This window comes from Pseudomonas sp. Tun-23181, assembly GCF_057415455.1.
On the sequence record NZ_CM171630.1, the window covers coordinates 3,342,529 to 3,365,295 of the forward strand.

Sequence of the window (22,767 nt, forward strand, 5' to 3'; positions counted from 1 at the left end):
TCCCATGCCCGTTCTTCCCTGGTCCGCCATCGATACCGTCCTGCTGGACATGGATGGCACCCTGCTCGACCTGCATTACGACAACCGCTTCTGGCTGGAACACCTGCCCCAGCGCTACGCCGAGCTGCATGGCGTGAGCCGGGCCATGGCGGAAATGGAGCTGCAGCCGCTGTTCGAGCGCAACGCCGGCACCCTGAACTGGTACTGCCTGGATTTCTGGAGCCGCGAGCTGCGCTTGCCGATCCGTGAGCTCAAGCAGGAGATCGCCGACCTGATCGCCCTGCGCCCGGACGCCGACACCTTCCTCGCCGCCCTGCGCCGGGCCGGCAAGCGCGTGGTGCTGATCACCAATGCCCATCGCGACTCGCTGTCGCTGAAGCTGGAGCGGGTGGAACTGGCACCGTACTTCGAGCGGCTGATCAGCTCGCATGACTACGGCTACCCCAAGGAGAACGCCCAGTTCTGGGATGCGCTGCGGGCGGACATCGGCTTCGAGCCGGGGCGCAGCCTGTTCATCGACGACACCCTGGCGATCCTGCGCAGTGCGCGGCGGTTCGGGGTCGGGCATCTGCTGGCGGTGCGCCAGCCGGACAGTCGCGGCGAGCCGAGGGATACCCAGGAGTTCGCGGCGGTCGAGGATTATCGGGCGTTGCTGGTAGGCCTTTGAAAACTGCCCCAAGGCTTTCTGGAGCCGCTGCGTGCCCCATCGCCGGCAAGCCGGCTCCCACTGTTCTTGACATGACACAGACTTGTGAACGCCCCATGGCCCCTGTGGGAGCTGGCTTGCCGGCGATGGGCTGCAACGCAGCCCCAATGCCACTTGATTCAAAGTCTATGGAAGCAGGCTCGTCGGGGCACCGAACCGCCGCGAACAGGCCGGCACGGCCCCCAACGCCGTATCACTCAGGAATGCGCAACACCTGCCCCGGATAGATCTTGTCCGGATGCTTGAGCATCGGCTTGTTGGCCTCGAAGATCTTGTTGTACTGGTTGGCATCGCCGTACTCGGCCTTGGCGATGGCACTGAGGGTATCCCCCTTCTTCACCGTGACGAAACGCGCCGCCTGAGCCACCGGCCCGGTGACGGTGATCTGGTCTTCGACCGTGGCCACGCCATCGATATTGCCGGCGGCGAGGATGAGCTTCTCCTTTTCCTCCTGGCTGGCGACCTCGCCCTTGAGGATGACCTTGTCGCCCTCCACCGTGGCAGAGATATTCGGGTTGCCCAAGCCAACGCTCTCGACGTGCTTCTTGAGCTGCTCCTCGGCATTGGCGTTGCCGGGGGTCAGCAGGTCGATCAACTTCTCTCCGGCTTCCTTCACGAAACTGAACAGGCTCATGTCGCTCTCCTTGATGATGAATACTCGGAAGCAGGAGTCTAGGCCAGGATCGTCCACCCCGCTGCCCGGCGCCCCATCGACGCGCTTTATCACCACATAGACCCTAGCGACTGGACGCCACCCGCCCACCGGCTTAGGCTTGGGCGGGTAAACAAAGCCGCCGGTAACCCGCCCCGATGAACAGCAAACCTCCGGTCTGTGCGGCGTCCACATCGCTGTCGCTGCCTGCCGCCAGCAATACCTACGACTACCGACAGCTCACCGACGAGGCGCGCGACAGCACCCCGCTCGCCGAGGAAGTCGCCCTGGCCATCGCCTACAACGGCCTGAACCAGGCAGTGATGCTGGTCAGCCCCACCGACCTGGAAGACTTCGCCGTTGGCTTCAGCGTCGGCAGCGGCATCGTTGCTGGCACCGAGGAAATCTACGACGTGAAGCTCTCCGGCAGTGGCTCGGCGCTGTACGCCGACCTGGAGATCTCCAGCCGGGCCTTCTGGAACCTGAAGAACCAGCGCCGCCAGTTGGCCGGCACCAGCGGCTGCGGCCTGTGCGGGGTCGAGGCCCTGGAGCAGGCGCTGCCTGAGCTTGCCGAACTGCCTGGCGCGCCACTGCCACCTGCCCAATGGTTGGCCGGGCTGCGCGAGCGCATCGACGCCTTCCAGCCCTTGGGCCAGCACTGCGGCGCCGTGCATGCAGCGCTGTTCATGGACCGCCACGGCGAATTGCTGCTCGGCCGCGAAGACATCGGCCGGCACAACGCCCTGGACAAGCTGATCGGCGCCCTGCTGCGCCAGGGCATCGATACCCGGGGCGGCCTGGCCGTCGTCACCAGCCGCTGCAGCCTGGAGCTGATCCAGAAAGTCCTGCGCGCCGGCATCCAGACCCTGGTCAGCCTTTCAGCCCCCACCGGCCTGGCCTTGCAATGGGCCCGCCAGCACAACCTCAACCTCATCCACGTACCCAAGCACAGCGCACCACGGGTGTTCAGCCCGGCGGCGCACGCGTGACGACTGCCTGGCAGGCACAACGAAAAAAGCCCTGTCCGCAAGGGCCAGGGCTTTGTCTCAAGTAACTTAAGACAACCGAAAAACAAGAAAGTTTCATATTAAAATCAATTAGTTAGAAAATTGTGTACAACTCGTGCAACTCGTCGGATTTTCGTTGCCAGGCGCATCGGAGAGCCTCAAATTCGCCTCGTCATCCCTATGAGGCTCTCTTGATGAAGAAGTACTCCTCGATTCTGTTGTTGTCCTTCGGCCTGCTCAGCGGCGTTGCCATGGCAGGCGGCAACACCGAGGCTGGCATTGGCGGCGCACTGGGTGGGGTACTCGGCTCCGTGGTCGGCCAGTCCATCGGTGGCAGCACGGGTTCGGCCATCGGCGCGGGCCTGGGCGGTGCCGCCGGTAGTGCGGTGGGGGCCGACAAGCGCCAACGCGGCGAAGCGGCCATCGGTGGCGCGCTGGGCGCTGCGGGCGGCAACGTGATCGGCCGCCAGGTCGGCGGCAATACCGGCAGCCTGATCGGCGCCGCAGCTGGCGGTGGCGCCGGCGGTGCCCTGGGTAACTACATGGGCAACAAGGCCGACGCCGACGAGCGTCACGACCGCCGTTATCGTCGTGACTACGACGGCCGTCGTCACTGGGACCGCGGCCATCACTACGGCCATCGCAAGCACAAGAACAAGCGCCACTGGCGCCATTGAGATACGCAAGGCCTGCGCCTTGCCTAAAGGCCCTGCCCTGACCGGCAGGGCCTTTTCGTATCGGCCTCAACGCTTGAGCTGCAGCCCCGCCAGGGTGGCCTGCAAGGCCTCGGGCAGCGCTACCGGCCGGCCGCTGGCACGCTCGACGAACACCTGCACCACCGTGCCCGCCGCACAGGCCTGCGGCTCGCCCGGGCGAAACAGCGCCAGGCGATACTCCACCGTGCTACCCGCCAGGCGCGTCACCCCCAAGCCCACCTCCAGTACATCCGGGAAGCCCGGCAGCGCATAGAAATCCGCCGCCGAACTGACCACGAACGCCGCCAGCTCGCCATCCCGCAGGTCCAGCTCGGCCTGCTCGATGAGAAACGCCTGGATGGCGGTTTCGAAGCAGCCGTGCACCGTGGCGCCGGCGAGGTGGCCGTTGAGATCATTGTCTTGCGCACGGGTGAGGATGGGGTGGAAGTGGGCGAAGTCGGCGTGTTGGGGAGATTCGGTCATGATTTGTCCTGGCCAGTGGCACGGAGATAAATTTTCTGAAAATCACATAGATCAATTTTGCTCCATGGAAGGGACGCTTCCCACAGAAACTCGGCAACCAGGCGGCTGGGCCATACAGGTCAGTATCAATGAACAGGACACGTCCTGACAGCCCAACGCGGCGGCAATGTGGTTTGCTGAACACATGGAGGCCAGCCTCAACGACCCGTCACTACTGAGGGATGACGAGGAAGTAGAGCGACTGTTTACTGCACGTCGCGCAGCCCTCAGAGCCAGGCGGCAGTGACACGCCTGGTATGGCGTGCAAGGACCGCTACCGCATAATGGAGCACATCGCGGCAGACAATCCCGACGCTGCCATTGCGCTGGATGAAGCTTTCAGGGAAAAAGCGAGGCGGGCGCCCATATCCCATCGCTCTACAAGCTGAGTAGATACGACGGCACACGGGAAATTGTCGTTCGGCCAAATGACGTGATGGTCTATCGAGCCCTTCAGGACCGTATCGAAATCATCCGTATGATGCATGCTAGGCAGAAGTGGCCATGAAGCATAAAGCAATAACCGTAACCCCAAACACCACAAGGCCGCTCCAGGTTCACGACTGATCTTGAGATCAACGTGGGAGCGGCCTTGTGTCGCGATGGGCCGCGAAAGCGGCCCCCCGTGGGTCTTGGCTTAGAGCTGTGGACCGGCGGCCTGGATGGCCTCGGAAACCTCGAACTTCTTGAAGTTCTCGATGAACAGCTTGGCCAGGCTCTTGGCAGCCTCGTCGTAGGCAGCCGGGTCGGCCCAGGTGTTGCGCGGGTTGAGCAGGACGGTCTCGACGCCCGGAACGGCCTTCGGCACGTCCAGGTTGATGATGTCCAGGTGCTCGGTCTCGGCACCGACCAGGGCGCCGCTCTGGATCGCAGCGATCACGGCACGGGTGGTCGGGATGCTGAAGCGCTTGCCGACGCCGTAGCCACCGCCGGTCCAGCCGGTGTTGACCAGGTAGACCTTGGAGCCGAAGCCCTTGATGCGCTTGATCAGCAGTTCGGCGTATTCGCCGGCCGGACGTGGGAAGAACGGCGCGCCGAAGCAGGTGGAGAAGGTCGACTTGATGCCGCCGCCCGAACCCATTTCGGTGGAGCCGACCAGCGCGGTGTAGCCGGACAGGAAGTGGTAGGCCGCCTGCTCGTTGTTGAGGATCGACACCGGAGGCAGAACGCCAGTCAGGTCGCAGGTCAGGAAGATGACCGCGTTCGGCTCGCCGCCCAGGTTCTTCTCGGAACGCTTCTCGACGTGCTCCAGCGGGTAGGCCGCGCGGCTGTTCTGGGTCAGGCTGCCGTCGGCGTAGTCAGCGTGCTTGGCATCGTCGAGGACGACGTTTTCCAGCACCGCACCGTGCTTGATGGCTTTCCAGATGACCGGCTCGTTCTTCTCGGACAGGTCGATGCACTTGGCGTAGCAGCCGCCTTCGATGTTGAACACGACGCCCTCGCCCCAGCCGTGCTCGTCGTCACCGATCAGGTAACGGCTCTCGTCGGCCGACAGGGTGGTCTTGCCGGTGCCGGACAAGCCGAAGAACAGGGTCACGTCGCCGGCTTCGCCGATGTTGGCGGCGCAGTGCATCGGCAGCACGTCGGCGGCCGGCAGCAGGAAGTTCTGCACCGAGAACATGGCTTTCTTCATTTCACCGGCGTAACGCATACCGGCGATCAGCACCTTCTTCTGGGCGAAGTTGATGATGACGCAGCCATCGGAGTTGGTGCCGTCGCGCTCGGGGACGCACTCGAAGTTGGCAACGTTGAGGACCTGCCACTCTTCGCGGCCGGCCGGGTTGTACTGGGCCGGGTTGATGAACAGGCAACGGCCGAACAGGTTCTGCCAGGCGGTCTGGGTGACCATCTTGACCGGCAGGTAGTGCTCGGCGGCAGCGCCTACGTGAACGTGGGAGACGAAGTGCTCCTGGGCGTTGTTGAACGCCTCGACGCGCGCCCACAGGGCATCGAACTTGTCGGCAGGGAACTTGCGGTTGATCGGGCCCCAGGCGATGGCACCGGAGGTGCTGGGCTCGTCGACGATGAAACGGTCAGCTGGCGAACGGCCGGTGCGATGACCGGTTTTCACGACCAACGCGCCGGTATCGGCCAGTTCGCCTTCACCGCGGGACAGCGCTTCTTTTACCAGCTCATCGACGCTCAGGTCGGTGTACACGGTGTTGTTGGCTTGCGTCATGAGGTACCCCATCCGGCCCGAGGCCGAGTGCTCCAAACGTTTTGTAGTGGTCTGTTGCAAACTACTACAGCGAAAAAAGTGGCCGGATTATGCCAGAAAAGCCCAAAAAAAGTAGGCCCCTCCTGTCAGAACTGCGCTTTTTCGCAGTTAGACAGGAGAATTTCCTGTAGTGAATCGTTTTAGTGCCGAGTTTCTGACGGTGCGTCCGTGCCGCCCCCGGCAAACAATTGCGCGACATCGCTGGCATCGAAGAAGTAGCGCTGGTTGCAGAACTGGCAATCGATCTCGACCTGGCCGCCACATTCCTCGACCAGTTGCCGTGCATCGTGCTCGCCCAGGCTCACCAGGGCATTGCCGGAACGCTCGCGCGAGCAGCTGCAGCGAAAGTGCAGCGGCTGGATGTCGAACAGGCGCACGGCATCCTCATGGTAGAGGCGGTGCAACAGGGTCTCGTTGTCCAGGGTCAGGGCTTCCTCGGCGCTGAGGGTGCCCGCCAGGGTGGTCACATGCTGCCAACTGGCCTCGCGGTCTTCTTCGTCGCGCTCACGGTCCACCGGCAGTTGCTGCAGCAGCAGGCCCCGGGCGCGCTGGCCGTCGGCATGCAGCCAGAAGCGCGTGTTGAGCTGCTGGGAACGGACGAAGTAGTTGGTGAAACACTCCGACAGGCTGGCCCCGTGCAGGTCGACGATGCCCTGGTAGCGCTGGCCTTGCAGCGGATCGATGGTCAGGGTCAGGGCGCCCTCGGGCATCAGTTGCTCGAGCCCGGCGTCGGCATCGATGCGCGCACTGTCGTACCGGGCCATGCCACGGATCTCGCGGTCGCTGGAGCATTCGACCATCAGCAGCGGCACCGGGCCTTCCGAGCGCGCCTGCAATACCAGCAGGCCATCGAACTTCAGCGCACCGACCAGCAGCGCGGCGGCGGCCATCAGTTCGCCGAGCAGCAGCGCCACGGGCTGCGGGTACGGATGACGGGCCAGCACCTCGGCATAGCTGCGTTCGAGCGCCACCCACTCACCGCGCACATCGCGGTCGTCGAAGATGAAACGTTGGGTGAAATCGGTATCCGGCAAATCGTGCATAGGTTCTGGCTATCTGAAAATGATGACAAAATGTGTAAACGGACTTGAAAGTCCCGTTGCAGAGCGCTCACGAGGCGCTCCATATCCCGCTGGCAATAGAGGTATCTTATGGACAATCGACCACTGTTCCAAGCAAGGTGGTCCTGGGGCCCCTTGGCAGCCTGTACCCTGCTGCCCATCGCTCTACTGTGTTTCTGGTTATGGCCCTTTGGCCAGATCCTGTGCCTGACTTTCGACGAGTGGCTGTTCCACAGCCTCAACGCGCCGTTGGCCGACAACGCCATCTGGCGCTACATCTGGACCCTCGGCAGCCTGCGCCCCTTCGATATCGTCGTCGGCCTGATCCTGCTGGCGCTGCTGATCCGTGGCGACTGGGTGTTCAAGGCCTGCCAGGTACGCGAGGCCTTTTTCGGCTTCCTGGTCACGCTAATCCTCTTAGTGGTGATTCGCGCGCTGTTTTCCAAGTGGGTGGATGCCTCCGGCTGGCAACATGACAGCCCGTCGATGGTATTCGGCGATGCCATCCACCTGAGCGACTTCTACCCCGACCTCGAGGCCAGCTGGGAACTGAAGGACCGCTCCAGCAAGAGCTTCCCGGGCGACCATGCCTCGGTGTTGCTGGTCTGGGCGCTGTTCATGAGCCTGTTCAGCCGTCGCCTGGTGCAGCACCTGCTGACCTGGAGCCTGGCCGTGCTGTTCATGCTGCCGCGCCTGGTGGCCGGTGCCCATTGGGGGCAGGACGACTATATCGGCGGGCTGCTGATGGCGGTCCTGGCGCTAGGCTGGAGCTGCCATACGCCACTGGCGGCCAAGGCCAGCGCGGCGCTGCTGCGCTGGACGGCACCGCTGTTCGCGCTGTTGGCCCGGTTGCCGTGGGTGAGGCGGCTGAGCGTGGTACGCGCGGGCTGATCGCGCTTGGCTGCCCTTTGGGGCTGCAAGGCAGCCCTGTCGGCTCAGTCGTAACTGCCCTGCAGTTGGTGGATCTGCCGCCGCTGCTTCTTGGTCGGGCGCCCGTCGGTGGTCACGCCCAGCGCCCCGGCCTTGCGCATCTGCGCCGCCTGTTCGCGACGCCGAACGCTTTCCTCGGTCTCCTCGTACAAGGCCTGCGCCTGCGGCGCGCCCCGGCGCACCACCGACAGCGCCTTGACCACCACGGTGCGCTCGTCGAACCCGGTACGCAGGACGAACTCGTCGCCCACCCGCGGCTCCTTGCCCGGCTTGCAGCGCTCGCCCCGGCAATGCACCTTGCCACTCTCGATGGCTGCCTTGGCCAGGGCCCGGGTCTTGTAGAAACGCGCCGCCCACAACCATTTGTCCAGGCGAACCTTGTCGTCTTCTTCCGACTTGTGTGCCATCCCGATACCTCGAATGCTGTCTGTCACCGAACTGTACTACCGTAACTTGCGGATGCAAAAAGTCGCCGGCGTGCTTACAGTTCACCACCTCATTCGCAGGGTGTGCTTCGTGAAGACATTTGACCATCTGACTGTGATCGGCCTGCGCGAGTGGGTCGCCCTGCCCTACCTCGGCGTCGCGGGCCTGCGCGCCAAGATCGACACCGGTGCCAGCACCTCCAGCCTGCACGCCACCGATGTGGAACCCTTCGAGCGCGATGGCCAACCCTGGGTGCGCTTCACCGCCCACCTGGGCTCGGTGGTGCAGTTGCGTCACCGCCGCTGCGAGGCGCCACTGGTCACCCGCAAGACCATCAAGAGCTCCAACGGCCAGGCCCAGGTCCGCTATGTGATCCGTACCCCTCTGGCCCTGGGCGACCGGGTCTGGGAAGTGGAGTTCACCCTGGCCTGCCGCAAGAACATGCGCTATCGCCTGCTGCTCGGCTCCAAGGCGCTGATCCATGGCCAACTGGTCGTCAACCCCGGCCTCAAGTACGTTCAGGACAAACCGGCCTTTGCGACCACCCTTTCCCCTGTCACAGGTGCTGCATGAAGATCGCTGTGCTGTCGCGCAACCCGCGTCTGTATTCCACCCGTCGTCTGGTCGAAGCCGGTACCCAGCGCGGCCATGAGATGGTGGTGATCGATACCCTGCGTGCGTACATGAACATCGCCAGCCACAAGCCGCAGATCCATTACCGCGGCAAGCCGCTGGAGGGCTTCGACGCGGTGATCCCGCGCATCGGCGCCTCGGTCACCTTCTATGGCTGCGCCGTGCTGCGCCAGTTCGAGATGATGGGCGTCTACCCGCTCAACGAGTCGGTGGCCATCGCCCGTTCGCGCGACAAGCTGCGTTCCCTGCAACTGTTGTCACGGCGCGGCATCGGCCTGCCGGTCACGGGCTTCGCCCACTCGCCGGACGACATTCCCGACCTGATCCAGATGGTCAACGGCGCCCCGCTGGTGATCAAGGTGCTCGAAGGCACCCAGGGTATCGGCGTGGTCCTGTGCGAGACCACCAAGGCCGCCGAGTCGGTGATCGAGGCATTCATGGGCCTGAAGCAGAACATCATGGTCCAGGAATACATCCGCGAGGCCGGCGGGGCCGATATCCGCTGCTTCGTGGTCGGTGACAAGGTCATCGCCTCGATGAAGCGTCAGGCCAAGCCTGGCGAGTTCCGCTCCAACCTGCACCGGGGCGGCGTCGCCAGCCTGATCAAGATCACCCCGGAAGAGCGCATGACCGCCATCCGCGCAGCCAAGGTCATGGGGCTGAGCGTGGCCGGCGTGGACATCCTGCGCTCCAACCACGGGCCGCTGGTGATGGAAGTGAACTCATCGCCAGGGCTGGAGGGGATCGAGGTGACCACCGGCAAGGACGTGGCCGGCATGATCATCGCGCACCTGGAAAAGAACGGCGGGCCGAACCAGACGCGGACCAAGGGCAAGGGCTGAAACCAACGCCGCGAAGGGAGCCCCGCGAATCAGACCGCGTTACGCGGCAGCATCAACCCCAGCGGCAGGCGTACCCGGGCCTCGACCCCGCCACCGGAGCGGTTGCGCAGCTCGACATTGCCGCCATGCTGGGCAGCGATACGCTTGACGATCGCCAGCCCCAGCCCGGTGCCCTTGCCTCCCCGGGCCCGGTCGCCACGGATGAAGGGGTTGAAGATGGTCTCCAGCTCCGATTCATCGATACCGGTGCCCCGGTCCAGCACGCTGAGCACCACGTAGGGCGCACTCTGGTCGCCAGACACATAGGCGGCCACCTCGACGCCCTTGCCACCGTGATGCAGGGCATTGCCGATCAGGTTGCCGAGCATGCGCTTGAGCGAGACCCGGCGCAGCGGAAACGGCGGGATCGGCTCCAGGCACAGGCGCACGCGCTCCTCCGGCTGGTTATACGGCGCCACCACCTCGCGCACCAGCTCGTCCAGGTCGACTTCCTCCAGCGGCTCGTCGCGCCCGTCGCGGATGAACGCGAGGAACTGGTCGAGGATGGCGTCCATGTCCTCGATGTCACGCACCATGTCGTCGGTCAGCTCGCTGTCGTTGGCCATCAGCGACAGTGACAGGCGCAGGCGGGTCAGCGGCGTGCGCAGGTCATGGGACACCCCCGCCAACATCAGCTCGCGCTCGCGCCCGGCCTGCTCGACGTCCTCGGCCATCTGGTTGAAGGCGCGGTACACCTCGGTCATTTCGCTCGGCGTATCGCTGATCGGCAAGCGCACGCTGCGCCCCTGGCCCAGCTGGCGCGCGGCGAACACCAGGCGCTTGAGCGGCTGGTTGAGCTGGCGCACGAAGATCCAGGCCGACGCCGTGGACAACAGGCCGATGGCCAGGAACCAGCCCAGCACGTTCCAGATCTTCTGCCCACGCAAGGGGTGCGGGTACAGCGGCACCTTCAGCCAGCCCGGCCCCAGGCTCGGCGCATTGACCCACAGGGCTGGCGGTGCATGGATACGCAGCCGCACCTCGGTGTCTTCGCCCAGCTCGGCCTGCATCTGACGCTGGTAGATCTCGCTGTAGGGCCAGTGCTGTTCACCCTCGGGCACACCGGCACCGGTCACCCGGATCAGGCCCGCGGCCTCGGCGATCTTGTCGCGGTTCTCCTCGTCGGCCGCCCAGTAGGCACGTAGCGTGAGGGCCACGCCATGGCTGTACTGGCGGTCGACCAGCACGTCCTCGTTCATCAGCAGGTACACCAGCGTCAGCGCCTTGGAGAACAGGACGACGATCAGCACCAGCCACAGGGTGCGGGCGAAGAAGCTTTGCGGGAACCACAGGGGCGTTTTCATCGAGGACAACTACTGCAATGCGGCACGAGCAGGGCTCGCGGGGGTTGCCGGCACGCCACAGACGAAAACAGGGCGACCCGTCCGGATCGCCCTGCCGCGTCGAGGCATGCCAGCAGGCTCATTTTCCGGCGTTTCCGTCCGGCACGAAGACATAGCCCACGCCCCAGACGGTCTGGATGTAGCGCGGCTTGGACGGGTCGGGCTCGATCATGCGGCGCAGGCGCGAGATCTGCACGTCGATGGAACGCTCCAGGGCATCCCATTCGCGGCCCCGGGCCAGGTTCATCAGTTTGTCGCGGGTCAGCGGCTCGCGGGCATGCATCACCAGGGCCTTGAGCACGGCGAACTCACCGGTGGTCAGCATGTGCACCTCGTTGCCGCGCTTGAGCTCGCGGGTGGCCAGCGAGAGCTCGTAGTCGCCGAAGGTGACGGTCTCGTCCTCGCTGCCGGGCGCACCCGGTACGCTGGGCGCCTGGCGGCGCAATACGGCCTTGACCCGCGCCATCAGCTCGTCGGGGTTGAACGGCTTGCCCAGGTAGTCGTCGGCGCCCAGCTCCAGGCCCTTGATGCGGCTGAGCTCGTCGCCCTTGGCGGTGAGCATGATGATCGGGATCTGGTTGTTCGCCGCACGCAGGCGCTTGCACGCCGCCAGGCCATCCTCGCCCGGCAGCATGAGGTCGAGCACCACCAGGTTGAAGACCTCGCGGGCCAGCAGGCGGTCCATCTGTTCGGTATTGGGCACCGCACGGGCGCGATAGCCCTTGCTGGTGAAGAAACGCTCCAGCAGGCTGCTCAGCCCCGGATCGTCGTCGACGATGAGAATCTTGTCGCCTTCAGCGGTGTTTGCGGTGCTGGTCATGAATAACTCCTTTGATGTCGCCGCGCATTATGGCGTAGCCATTGCAACGCGTGCCGTGTGCATTGTTAGCAGATTTTTCCCCTGGCGCCAGTTCCCGCCGGGCCTGCGCTGGCCCGGCGCTATCACCGCAAGCCCGGCACGATGGGTATAATGCGCCGCTTTCACCCAGCGCCGCCGGGCCCGAATGCCCCCTTGCGGCCTCCAGCATTCACAATTTGTCAGGTGGTTCTCATGGACAGCATCAACAGCCGTATCGCCGAGGAACTGGGCGTTCGCCCACAGCAGGTCGAGGCGGCCGTGGCCCTGTTGGACGAAGGCTCGACGGTGCCCTTCATCGCCCGTTACCGTAAGGAAGTGACCGGCAGCCTGGACGATACCCAACTGCGTCACCTCGAAGAGCGCCTGCGCTACCTGCGCGAGCTGGACGAGCGCCGTGCGAGCATCCTTGCCAGCATCGAGGAACAGGGCAAGCTGACCCCGGAGCTGGCCCGCGAGATCAAGCTGGCCGACACCAAGACCCGCCTCGAAGACCTCTACCTGCCCTACAAGCAAAAGCGCCGCACCAAGGGCCAGATCGCCCTGGAGGCGGGCCTCGGCGACCTGGCCGACGGGCTGTTCGGCGACCCGCAGCTGACCCCGGAAACCGAAGCGGCGCGTTTCGTCGATGCCGAAAAAGGCGTGGCCGACATCAAGGCCGCCCTGGAAGGCGCCAAGTACATCCTCATGGAGCGCTTCGCCGAAGACGCCGCGCTGCTCGACAAGCTGCGCGGTTTCCTCAAGCAGGAGGCGGTGCTCAGCGCCCGCGTGGTGGCCGGCAAGGAAGAGGAAGGCGCCAAGTTCCGCGACTACTTCGCCCATGACGAACTGCTGCGTAGCGTGCCTTCGCACCGTGCCCTGGCGATCTTCCGTGGCCGCAACGAGGGCGTGCTGAGCGCGTCGCTGAAGGTCGGCGAGGAACTGCCGGGCACCCTGCACCCGTGCGAGGTGATGATCGCCGAGCACTTCGGCCTGGCCAACCGCAACCGCCCTGCCGACAAATGGCTGGCCGAGGTGGTGCGCTGGACCTGGAAGGTCAAGCTCTACACCCACTTGGAAACCGACCTGTTCGGCGAGCTGCGCGACAACGCCGAAGGCGAGGCGATCAACGTCTTCGCCCACAACCTGCACGACCTGCTGCTGGCCGCGCCGGCCGGCCCGCGTGCCACCCTGGGCCTGGATCCGGGCCTGCGTACCGGCTGCAAGGTGGCCGTGGTCGACGGCACCGGCAAGCTGCTGGAAACCGCCACCGTCTACCCGCACGCTCCGAAGAACGACTGGGACCGCACCCTTGCCGTGCTCGCCGCCCTGTGCGCCAAGCACTCGGTGGAACTGATCGCCATCGGCAACGGCACCGCCAGCCGCGAGACCGACAAGCTGGCCGGCGAGCTGATCAAGAAGTACCCGGCCATGAAGCTGACCAAGATCATGGTCTCCGAGGCCGGCGCCTCGGTGTACTCGGCCTCGGAACTGGCCGCCCGCGAATTCCCTGGGCTGGACGTGTCCCTGCGCGGCGCCGTGTCGATCGCCCGACGCCTGCAGGACCCGCTGGCCGAACTGGTGAAGATCGACCCGAAATCCATCGGCGTCGGCCAGTACCAGCACGACGTTTCCCAAGTGAAACTGGCCCGTGGCCTGGATGCGGTGGTCGAGGACTGCGTAAACGCCGTCGGCGTGGACGTCAACACCGCCTCGGTGGCGTTGCTGACGCGCATCTCCGGCCTCAACGCCACCCTGGCCCAGAACATCGTCGCCCACCGCGACGCCAATGGCCCGTTCGCCACCCGCGCGGCGCTGAAAAAGGTCAGCCGCCTCGGCGAGAAGACCTTCGAGCAGGCCGCAGGCTTCCTGCGCGTGATGAATGGCGACAACCCGCTCGACGCCTCGGCGGTGCACCCGGAGGCCTACCCGCTGGTACAGCGCATCGCCGCCGACACCGGCCGCGACATCCGTTCGCTGATCGGCGACAGCAGCTTCCTCAAGCGCCTCGACCCGAAGACCTTCACCGACGAGACCTTCGGCCTGCCGACCGTGACCGACATCCTCCAGGAACTGGACAAGCCCGGCCGCGACCCGCGCCCCGAGTTCAAGACCGCCGCCTTCCAGGACGGTGTCGAGGACCTCAAGGACCTGGAGCCGGGCATGATCCTCGAAGGCGTGGTGACCAACGTCACCAACTTCGGAGCCTTCGTCGACATCGGCGTGCACCAGGACGGCCTGGTGCACATCTCGGCACTGTCGGAAAAGTTCGTCAAGGACCCGCGCGAAGCGGTCAAGGCCGGCGACGTGGTCAAGGTCAAGGTCATGGAAGTGGACATCCCGCGCAAGCGCATCGGCCTGTCCATGCGCATGAGCGACACCCCGGGCGAGAAGGTCGAAGGCAACCGTGGCGGTGGACGCGGCAATGCGGGCAGCCGCCAACAGCAGGCACCCCGCCAGCGTGAAACCGCGGCGCCGGTCAACAATGCCATGGCCGCCCTGTTCGCCAACGCCAAGCAGTTGAAGAAGAAGTGATGGACGTTCCTGCCGAATACGTCGAAAGCGCCTTCAGCCAGCTCCTGGGCTGCCGCCTGCAACGCCTGGACGAAGGCGTCGCCGAGGTCGCCCTGGCGCTCACGCCACAGCTGCGCAACCGCGCCCACAAGCTGCATGGCGGGGCGATCTTCAGCCTGGTGGACATCGCCATGGGCCTGGCCTGCTCGGCCAGCCATGGCTTCGACCAGCAGAGCGTGACGATCGAATGCAAGATCAACTACCTGCGCGCCGTCAGCGACGGCGAGGTACTGTGCGTCGCCCGCGTGCTGCATGCCGGGCGCCGCACCCTGGTGGTCGACGCCGACGTACGCCAGGGCGACAAACTCGTCGCCAAGGCCCAAGGAACCTTCGCGGTTCTCTAGCTCCCGACGGGGCATCTGCGGTATTTTCGGCAGTGCGCTGGCACTGCCGGATCCGCGTAAACCAGGCGACAACGCCAGTTCCTTTGTCCCTACCCTTGTAGACCGTCAATGCTACCCCCATATTGGGGCGACTGACGCGTGAAGGAATCCATCTTGAGCGAACTCCTCAACCGCCGCCTGAGCCTGCTCGGCGCCAATCTCCCCCTGCTCAAGCAGTGCCTGCACGGTATTGAGCGCGAATGCCTGCGCGTGACCGACGAAGGTCGCCTGGCCCAGACCCCGCACCCGGAGGCCCTGGGTTCGGCGCTGACCAACGAGCAGATCACCACAGACTACTCCGAGTCGTTGCTGGAGTTCATCACCCCAGCCCTGGCCGACCCGGCCCAGGTCCTCGAGAACCTCGAGGAAATCCACCGCTTCGTCTACTCCAGGCTCGGCGACGAGTACCTGTGGAGCCCGTCGATGCCCTGTGCGCTGCCGGCCGAGGATGACATCCCGATCGCCGAGTACGGCACCTCCAACATCGGCAAGCTCAAGCACGTGTACCGCAAGGGCCTGGCCCTGCGCTACGGCCGCACCATGCAGTGCATCGCCGGCATCCACTACAACTTTTCCCTGCCCGAAGCCCTGTGGCCGCTGCTGCGCCAGGCCGAAGGCAGCGATGAAAACGACCGCGACTTCCAGTCGGCGGCCTACATCGCGCTGATCCGCAATTTCCGCCGCTACAGCTGGCTGCTGATGTACCTGTTCGGCGCCTCGCCGGCGCTGGATGCCGGCTTCCTGCGCGGCCGCCCGCACCAGCTCGAGCAGTTCGACGCCGAGACCCTGTACCTGCCCTACGCCACCAGCCTGCGTATGAGCGACCTGGGCTACCAGAGCAACGCCCAGGCGGGCCTGACGCCCTGCTACAACAACCTGGCCAGCTACACCGACAGCCTGCGCAAGGCCGTGGGCACGCCCTATCCGCCCTATGTGGCGATCGGCACGCACAAGGATGGCGAGTGGGTGCAGTTGAACACCAACATCCTGCAGATCGAGAACGAGTACTACTCGAACATCCGCCCCAAGCGCGTCACCTACACCGGCGAGCGGCCTATCCAGGCCCTGATGGCCCGCGGCGTGCAGTACGTCGAGGTGCGTTGCCTGGACATCAACCCGTTCCTGCCGGTGGGCATCGACCTGTCCCAGGCACGCTTCCTCGATGCGTTCCTGCTGTTCTGTGCCCTGGATGAAAGCCCGCTGCTGGACAACGGCGAATGCGGCCAGTGCACCAGCAACTTTCTCACCGTGGTCAAGGAAGGCCGACGCCCAGGGCTGGAGCTACGCCGTGACGGCCAGCCGATCAGCCTGAAGGACTGGGCCGGCGAGCTGATCACCCGCATCGCGCCGCTGGCCGAGCTGCTCGACCGCGCCCAGGGCGGCGACGGGCATGCCAAGGCCCTGGCCGCCCAGCAGGCCAAGATCGACGACCCGGCCCTCACGCCCTCGGCCCAGGTGCTGGCACGCATGACCGAGCGCGAAGAAAGCTTCGTGCGCTTCGCCCTGCGCCAGAGCCAGGCCCACGCCGAGACGTTCCGCGAGCAGCCGCTGCCAGCCGAACGTCAGCAGGCGTTCGACACCCTCGCCCGGCAGTCCCTGGCCGAGCAGGCACGCCTGGAGCAGCAGGAGGTCGGCGACTTCGACCTGTTCGTCGGTGCCTACCAGGCCAGCATCCTGGCGATCAGCAACTGATGAGCCGCAGCACCGGCCCGCGCAAGCCACGCGCCAGCAGCCAGGCGAGGATCGACGCGATCCTCGCCGCAGCGCGTGAGCTGCTGGCCCACGAGGGTGTGGCAGGCCTGTCGATCTACAGCGTGGCCGAGCGGGCGCAGATCCCGCCGTCGTCGGTGTACCACTTCTTCGCCAGCGTCCCGGCCCTGCTGGAGGCCCTGACCGCCGATGTGCACCGGGCCTTCCGCGAAGCCCTGCGCGCGCCGATCGACACGGCCACGCTGGACACCTGGCACGACCTGTCGCGGCTGATCGAGCAGCGCATGCTGGAGATCTACAACCAGGACACCGCGGCGCGCCAATTGATTCTCGCCCAGCATGGCCTGAGCGAAGTGGTCCAGGCCGACCGCCAGCACGACATGGAGCTGGGCGAGCTGATGCACAAGCTGTTCGACCAACACTTCCAGTTGCCGGCGATGCCGAAGGATGTGGATGTGTTCGCGCTGGCCATGGAGTTGAGCGACCGGGTCTATGCCCGGTCGGTGCAATTGCATGAACAGATCACGCCGCGCATGGCCGAGGAAGGCAAGCGGGTGTTCGAGGCGTACCTGGGGCTGTACCTGCCGCCGTTCCTGGCCAAGCGCCAGCATCCATGAGCAATATGTAACACCCACGCCTTCCCTCTGATCATTGAAATTCGGGTTCCATTCCTGGCTACCCACTTCGGTGATCGCATGACACATGACTCCCACCTCTCCTTCGAGCCCGCCACCACCTCCTTCGACGTCGAGGATGTAGGCTGGAGAACCGCCGGGCGCGGCAATGCCCTTGCCACGGCCAACCAGAACCGGCTGCGGCTCGCCACTGAACTGCGCATGCTGCTCCAGCAAGCTCCCCGCCTGCGTCCGACTGTGCGCCAGGTATTGCAGACGCACATACAGGCCGACCCTGAAAGCTGCGGCCTCATGCATGGCGACAGCCAAGTCACGCTGCTGGGTTTCGCGGCCCGCCTTCTGGTCAGCCCATCATTCGCCAACGCTTTCAGCGCCTGGTCAACCTGGGGTTTTGCACAGACCTCCGAGTACCACCGCTGGAGCGGCGCAGACTGGATAACCCACCTGACCCCGTTGATCGGCACAGCCCACTTGCATGCCCAATCCAACTATTGGGAAGGGCGTATGCCTGGGCACGCCGTTTCGCGCCGGCAACAAGGCCAACGGCTACTGCACGAGCACTTCGTCCATAGCCTGGACCTTGCCTTTGCCCTCGAGCGCATAGGTGCGCAGGCATGGGACCATGGCCAGTTGGACGAAAACAGCCAGTACGCACTCGCAAGCTGGGACCATCCCGCCAACCATAGAAAAATTAGCAACCATGCCTTGCTGGTCAAGCCCAGAGCGGGCGAAACCCGCTGGCTGCTCTACAGGCCGGGTGCCAATAGCGCCATACGCGCGTTCCAGCATGAACCTGCGCTACTGGGCTGGTTGTTCGAGCATCGAAAGATAATCTGGCCAGACACTGAAACACTCCTCGCGGAGAACGCCGACCTTACCCTCATCAGCTTGCAAGACATAGGTGCCAACGGCTTCGCTCGAATGTTCGATAGCACACTGGCTGACCATCAAGGGTTGAGTATGAGACGCCTTGTTCAGGCCGGCCCCGAAGGTAGCACCGACCCTCTGGACTGGAGCGCGTTCGAGGCCTGGGAAGAAAAGCGTGCCGAGTGGATGCGAAAGGATCTGGCAAACGCTACCGAAGCTGAAATCAACCAGTTGATCCAGGCGGATGAGCATCTGGCAGCGCAAGAGGTGCATTTCGACTCGCTCGCCCCGCGCTTGCCGTTCGGCTGGCGCAGGCAACGAGTCGAGCGCCAGGAGGACCTCTTGGCCGGCTATCTGGACGGTGCGTCAACTCCCCAATCGGCCAAGCTTACCGAGCTCAGAACACTTCAATCGACGCTGGAACGCCAGCGTGTGGAACTTGCGCAGTTGTTCGACAAACTCCCGCCAACGCTCACCCCGCAGGTTTGGAGCGAGCGCCATGGCGACACCTCCCGGTTCAGTCACATCAGTCAGCATCTTGGCCAAGGGCTGCTCCTGGAGGCCCGACTGCAGCAGCGACTCGGCGAGTTGACCCAAGCCCAGTTGACCTGGACCCAATATGTCGTGGAACAGCCCGAGCCCAGTTATCTGCGCCCGGTTGAAACGAGCGCGCTGATGCTGACCCTGGGTGGTCGCAACTTTTATTTAACGGGTTACCTTACCCTCCAAGGCATACCCAGCGACCAGGAACAAACGCCAGAGACTTCGATATTGCTCTACAAGCCTGGAGAAGACGGGGGGCTCAAGGCGTTCGCCAACCCAGAGCAATTGTTCCAAGGCCTGCTCGACACACTTCAGGGAGCCTGGCCAGATGCCTTGCTCGACAGCACTTGGCCTCATGAGCCTGCCACCGTGCTGCAACTTCTCGAGACCAGCACGCCTGCGATATCACAGGTGCCCGTCGGCACACATTTTTTCGACTACTGCGTGCAAACCCTGCTCAGCGCATTGCACAGCGAGAACACGCCAGCCTCGGCGGCTCACCATGAAATATTCAGGCAGCGCCTGGGCATCAGCACGAACATGGCCAGGCTCCTGGCATTCGAGCGCCTTGCCGAAAGAAACCGCACCGCAGAGATTCACACCCAGCTAAGCCCGAAAGTCAGGCTCGATGCCTCGCAGGCAGCACGGTTGGCCAAGCAGCTCGAAGCACTGCGCCAAGCCATGTTTGCCACCCATCAGTTGATGAGCCGAGATCTGCCCGAGCGAGCCCGGTTCGCACGCGCGGCCATGCATAAGCGGGTTCGCCAGGATTTCAATCTGACTGAAGTGCCCAAGATCACGCTCAACATGGCCGACCACGTGTTCCAGGAGCGTGAACCCATACCCGGCTCTGGCCAGGGGCATGCCCAGAAGATCGTTTACCGCTTCAGTGAACAGCGCAGCGATATCACGCTGGAAACGTTCCTCTTATGGGCAGCGGATGACCATATGGCCATGCGCCTGACCAATGCGCATCTGCGGCTCACAGGCCCAGACGAAACGCCTGTACACATCGAAGGCCTTGATCTCACCTACATTGCCAACCTGGCCAAGGAGCTGGACCTGGCTGGCGCCTACGAACGCCTGATACTCCAGGCGTTCAAAGGGTTGGAAGGGGAGACTGACTGGGAGACCGCACGTCGCCAGGAACTGCTCCGTGCACCGTTCGAACACCGTCTGCGAATCATCGCCCTAGGCCAGCAAACACTCGATACACAAGGCCAAGCGCTCCTGGAGCGTTTCGCCCAGGAGCAACTTACGCTTGCCGCGGCGAGAACCGTCAAGCATCGATCGCTGGTCCTCCGGCCCGGCACGGCCCCAGACGGATCGCGCACGGATGTAGAGCTGTCTGGCGCATCCTTGTTGTACGCCGAAACAGGGCCCGTGCTGCTATTGCTACCCGATGCGCCCAACGGCAAGGTCGTCAGCCAGTACACCACCTCGCAATTGGCGATCGAGGCCCTGCAAACCATGGCGCTCGAACAAGACATGCGTACTTATCTGGCGGAACTGCCTGTGGATGGCAAGGCCTCCGACCACCTCGCCTACCTCAATGCTGCGCTGCTGGCCAAGGTGTCGGGCTTCATCGGCGTGGGCCTGGTACGCAACGAGTCCCTGCCACAGCTCCATGCCAGTCTTGAAATGGGCCGGCTCATCCGCCGTCACCGAACATCGTCGCGCAGCCAGAGCGACCTATACCTTGAAACCGAGGCCATGCTTCACGGCCAGATATATGACTACATCAAGCTCGCACTAGGCTTCGTTCCAGGCGTAGGTCTGGCCGTCGGCCTCTATGACGGATGGAGCGCCGCCAACGCAGCCGTTGCCGCCTTCATGCGCGGCGACCCACGCCAAGGCGTCGAGCACCTGAACAGCGTGTTCCTGTCACTGATCGATGCATTGTTCGATCTTTGGCCGATGGCCGCACCAACCAGCGGGGCAGCCCTGGCCCGCGCGCGGACCTTGCAGAGGCAGCGCCAGAGCGGGTTTCATGTCACCAGCCTCCCGCGCATGGAACACTCCAATCCGTTCACCGGCTATGCGATCGATGCGCCCTCCGGGCGCTGGAGCGATCATCCCCAGCCATGGGGCAGCGGGGTGCATCGGCATGTCGAGTCGGGGCAGGACTACATTGCCCACCAAGGCCAGCTCTACCCTGTCGAATGGGACGCTTCCCACCACACCTGGCGACTGAAAGGCAACGCCACCCGCTCCTACAAGCAACCTGTTCGGCTCAACGGGGAGGGTGTATGGCAAAGCCACGGCAGCGTCAGCGGGCGGATCGTCGATGCAGGTCTGGCTGGCGGCGGTGCTTACCTCAGCACCCTTTACAACCGGGGCCTTGAGACGGTGCGCGGCTACCTCAGGCCACGCCCGGCGATCCAGTCGCCGCGCGCCATCCTGACTGAAATGCATCGTACAAGGCAGCACTTCCATCGTACCTTGCCCGAGACGATGGAGAACTACAACCGAGTTCGCGGGGTGACCCGCGACGGTATCACCGGCAGCCGCGCAGATGCCGCCACCATAGATCGAGCCCTGACACGAGCCGTTGACCAGTTACTGGAGTTCGTGGATTTCAACGAGCGGAGCCTGGAGCGTTTGCAAACGCTGCGCAGACAGATCGACCGTCGGTCTTACCAGGCGATTGCCGACGAGTTCAAATATGACCTGCGCAAACAGCACAGCAAACTGATCAGCTTGCAACGGCAGCAAATGCAGAACTACTTCAGGGAATTGGCGCGTCTGGAGGGGCTGACAGACCAATTGACCGAAACCGCAGTAAAGGCCCATATGACGGCACTGAGGAATAATGCACAACAGTTGGTCCTGGTATTACAGAAGTTGGAAGCCGAATTCGTACGCTACGCCCGTGTTCGCAACCATTTGAGGGGGGCAGACCTTACGGCTTACGACCAGGACATCATGAAGCTCGAGATGCCGCTCAATCCTGCCGGTTATCAAATCGTACGTGTCTCTGCCCAGGTAGCGCTGTTGGTCAAGCCCGCGCCATTTAGCTACGAGAGCCTGCTGTTCCTGAGGCGTTTCAACCCACACGTCCGTGACCTGCGCACAAGCCTGTTCAGCCAGGGCGACCTGGACCTGGCGGTCATGAGCCGATCACAGGAGCGCCGTGCACTGCACCAGTTCAAGGAACAGTATCAAAGCTTCATCAACCAGACTCGCATCTGGGAGGACACCTACGGCGACTTCATCGATACGGCTGCAGCGGCACAGGTGCGCGACGCACTGCAAGATCTGATCGCCAAGATCGAACAAGGACTCGGCACACCGGCCACCTCAGCCCGGCCTGCCAGTAACCGCGGACAAAGCCGGCCCCGTGTATTCGAGACGGATGACCATCAAGTGTTCATCGGTCACGAGCGGGTAGTGAATGGCGAGTCAGCCATGGAGGTCAGCCATAATTTGAACGGTCAGCCCCATGCCAGGTACACCCGAACCGAACAAGGCACATGGCGAGCTACCCACCACGACAGACGAATGCCGTCAGTACCGACCAAGGCACTGGAAACCGCAGCAAAGCGGCTGCTGAAGAACGTACCCGCACAACACGCCAAGCTACAACACTACCAAGTGTTGAACATGCGGCCCTTAGACCTGCAGAGCATGGCCGAAGGTTACGCCAGCAACTTGCGAAAGGGGGCTGACGACATGGTCCGCCAGATCGGCGAGGCGCTCTCTGAAGCCCAGTCGGCACTGGTCCAGCGCCTAAGGCAAGCCGCCGATGAACTGGATGCACTAGGGCTGCGACTGCGCCTGCAACAAACCAAAGCCACACAGCAGCCAACTGTAGATCACCTGACATACCTGGTGGACCAAAAGGCGGTAAAAGTCCGTTGGTCTCGTGAACTGGTACCAGCCAGAAGCAGCAAAGGCAAGCCACTCGAATACCTTGAGGAATACCGGGTCGACGATAGCATCACCGGCGAAGCCCTCTGGTACGTTCACTTTCACTTCGAACAGCGGCCTGTGCAAGGGTTCGCCCGGCTGAAGGCCGGCCATATCAAAGTGGCAAGCGAACGGAATCTGGGAGCCGGAAGCGGTGCATGGCGGGGCCCTGTGAGCGAGGCGCAAGCGAACCTGCTGTTCGAAGGCCTGCGCCCATCAGCACGTTGAAGGGCCTCA

18 protein-coding genes are annotated in these 22,767 nt (G+C 64.0%); 11 read left to right on the plus strand and 7 right to left on the minus strand.

Annotated features, from left to right (window positions below; genetic code table 11):
- The first annotated feature begins 4 nt into the window (after window positions 1–4).
- Complete coding sequence (gene yrfG, locus ACDI39_RS15900; RefSeq protein WP_253080285.1) at window positions 5–667, plus strand: GMP/IMP nucleotidase; 663 nt, start codon at window positions 5–7, stop codon at window positions 665–667.
- Window positions 668–899: 232 nt separating this feature from the next.
- Here yrfG and lysM read toward each other — a convergent pair whose 3' ends face one another.
- The gene (gene lysM / locus ACDI39_RS15905; RefSeq protein WP_225786630.1) at window positions 900–1,340 is read right to left on the minus strand and encodes a peptidoglycan-binding protein LysM; all 441 of its coding nucleotides are present in this window, start codon (window positions 1,338–1,340) and stop codon (window positions 900–902) included.
- Between the two features lie 176 nt (window positions 1,341–1,516).
- Between lysM and fdhD the strand changes: the two genes are divergently transcribed.
- A complete protein-coding gene (gene fdhD, locus ACDI39_RS15910) occupies window positions 1,517–2,347 on the plus strand; it encodes a formate dehydrogenase accessory sulfurtransferase FdhD (RefSeq protein ID WP_253080286.1) in 831 nt (276 codons plus the stop codon).
- Between the two features lie 212 nt (window positions 2,348–2,559).
- Window positions 2,560–3,042, plus strand: coding sequence for a glycine zipper domain-containing protein (locus tag ACDI39_RS15915; RefSeq protein WP_225786632.1), 483 nt, complete (start codon window positions 2,560–2,562; stop codon window positions 3,040–3,042).
- A 66-nt stretch (window positions 3,043–3,108) separates the two neighbouring features.
- Here the strand turns inward: ACDI39_RS15915 and ACDI39_RS15920 are convergent, their stop codons facing one another.
- The 3 genes from ACDI39_RS15920 to hslO form a co-directional block, all read right to left on the minus strand.
- Entirely contained in the window at window positions 3,109–3,543 is a 435-nt protein-coding gene (locus ACDI39_RS15920; protein ID WP_253080287.1) for an acyl-CoA thioesterase, read from the minus strand.
- 676 nt (window positions 3,544–4,219) lie between these two features.
- Window positions 4,220–5,761 carry a phosphoenolpyruvate carboxykinase gene (locus tag ACDI39_RS15925; protein ID WP_225786634.1) on the minus strand — a complete coding sequence of 514 codons (1,542 nt, stop codon included), beginning with the start codon at window positions 5,759–5,761 and terminating at the stop codon, window positions 4,220–4,222.
- Window positions 5,762–5,940: 179 nt separating this feature from the next.
- On the minus strand, window positions 5,941–6,843 hold the full coding sequence (gene hslO, locus ACDI39_RS15930) for an Hsp33 family molecular chaperone HslO (RefSeq protein WP_225786635.1): 903 nt from the start codon (window positions 6,841–6,843) through the stop codon (window positions 5,941–5,943).
- Window positions 6,844–6,951: 108 nt separating this feature from the next.
- On the opposite strand from hslO, the gene ACDI39_RS15935 reads away from it, so the two are divergent.
- The gene (locus tag ACDI39_RS15935) at window positions 6,952–7,752 is read left to right on the plus strand and encodes a phosphatase PAP2 family protein (RefSeq protein WP_253080289.1); all 801 of its coding nucleotides are present in this window, start codon (window positions 6,952–6,954) and stop codon (window positions 7,750–7,752) included.
- A gap of 44 nt (window positions 7,753–7,796) precedes the next feature.
- On the opposite strand, the gene ACDI39_RS15940 is transcribed toward ACDI39_RS15935, so the two are convergent.
- Window positions 7,797–8,198 carry an RNA-binding S4 domain-containing protein gene (locus tag ACDI39_RS15940; RefSeq protein ID WP_225786637.1) on the minus strand — a complete coding sequence of 134 codons (402 nt, stop codon included), beginning with the start codon at window positions 8,196–8,198 and terminating at the stop codon, window positions 7,797–7,799.
- A 109-nt stretch (window positions 8,199–8,307) separates the two neighbouring features.
- On the opposite strand from ACDI39_RS15940, the gene rimB reads away from it, so the two are divergent.
- Both rimB and rimK read left to right on the plus strand, forming a co-directional pair.
- Window positions 8,308–8,790, plus strand: coding sequence for a retropepsin-like aspartic endopeptidase RimB (gene rimB, locus ACDI39_RS15945; RefSeq protein ID WP_253080290.1), 483 nt, complete (start codon window positions 8,308–8,310; stop codon window positions 8,788–8,790).
- Window positions 8,787–9,692, plus strand: coding sequence for a 30S ribosomal protein S6--L-glutamate ligase (gene rimK / locus ACDI39_RS15950; protein WP_225786639.1), 906 nt, complete (start codon window positions 8,787–8,789; stop codon window positions 9,690–9,692). Before rimB ends, rimK begins: the two co-directional genes overlap by 4 nt.
- Before the next feature lie 29 nt (window positions 9,693–9,721).
- On the opposite strand, the gene ACDI39_RS15955 is transcribed toward rimK, so the two are convergent.
- Window positions 9,722–11,035, minus strand: coding sequence for an ATP-binding protein (locus ACDI39_RS15955; RefSeq protein ID WP_225786640.1), 1,314 nt, complete (start codon window positions 11,033–11,035; stop codon window positions 9,722–9,724).
- Between the two features lie 118 nt (window positions 11,036–11,153).
- Window positions 11,154–11,894, minus strand: coding sequence for an osmolarity response regulator transcription factor OmpR (gene ompR / locus ACDI39_RS15960; RefSeq protein WP_225786641.1), 741 nt, complete (start codon window positions 11,892–11,894; stop codon window positions 11,154–11,156).
- 231 nt (window positions 11,895–12,125) lie between these two features.
- Here ompR and ACDI39_RS15965 point away from each other — a divergent pair, with 231 nt between their 5' ends.
- The 5 genes from ACDI39_RS15965 (at window position 12,126) to ACDI39_RS15985 (ending at window position 22,758) form a co-directional block, all read left to right on the plus strand.
- The gene (locus ACDI39_RS15965) at window positions 12,126–14,444 is read left to right on the plus strand and encodes a Tex family protein (RefSeq protein ID WP_225786642.1); all 2,319 of its coding nucleotides are present in this window, start codon (window positions 12,126–12,128) and stop codon (window positions 14,442–14,444) included.
- Window positions 14,444–14,827 (plus strand): PaaI family thioesterase, encoded by a 384-nt coding sequence (locus ACDI39_RS15970; RefSeq protein ID WP_225786643.1) that lies wholly within the window; start codon window positions 14,444–14,446, stop codon window positions 14,825–14,827. Before ACDI39_RS15965 ends, ACDI39_RS15970 begins: the two co-directional genes overlap by 1 nt.
- Window positions 14,828–14,980: 153 nt before the next feature.
- A complete protein-coding gene (gene gshA, locus ACDI39_RS15975) occupies window positions 14,981–16,558 on the plus strand; it encodes a glutamate--cysteine ligase (protein WP_225786644.1) in 1,578 nt (525 codons plus the stop codon).
- A complete protein-coding gene (locus ACDI39_RS15980) occupies window positions 16,558–17,193 on the plus strand; it encodes a TetR/AcrR family transcriptional regulator (protein WP_225786645.1) in 636 nt (211 codons plus the stop codon). The genes gshA and ACDI39_RS15980 overlap by 1 nt, the downstream gene beginning before the upstream one ends.
- Before the next feature lie 78 nt (window positions 17,194–17,271).
- Complete coding sequence (locus ACDI39_RS15985) at window positions 17,272–22,758, plus strand: dermonecrotic toxin domain-containing protein (RefSeq protein WP_225786646.1); 5,487 nt, start codon at window positions 17,272–17,274, stop codon at window positions 22,756–22,758.
- Window positions 22,759–22,767 lie beyond the last annotated feature (9 nt).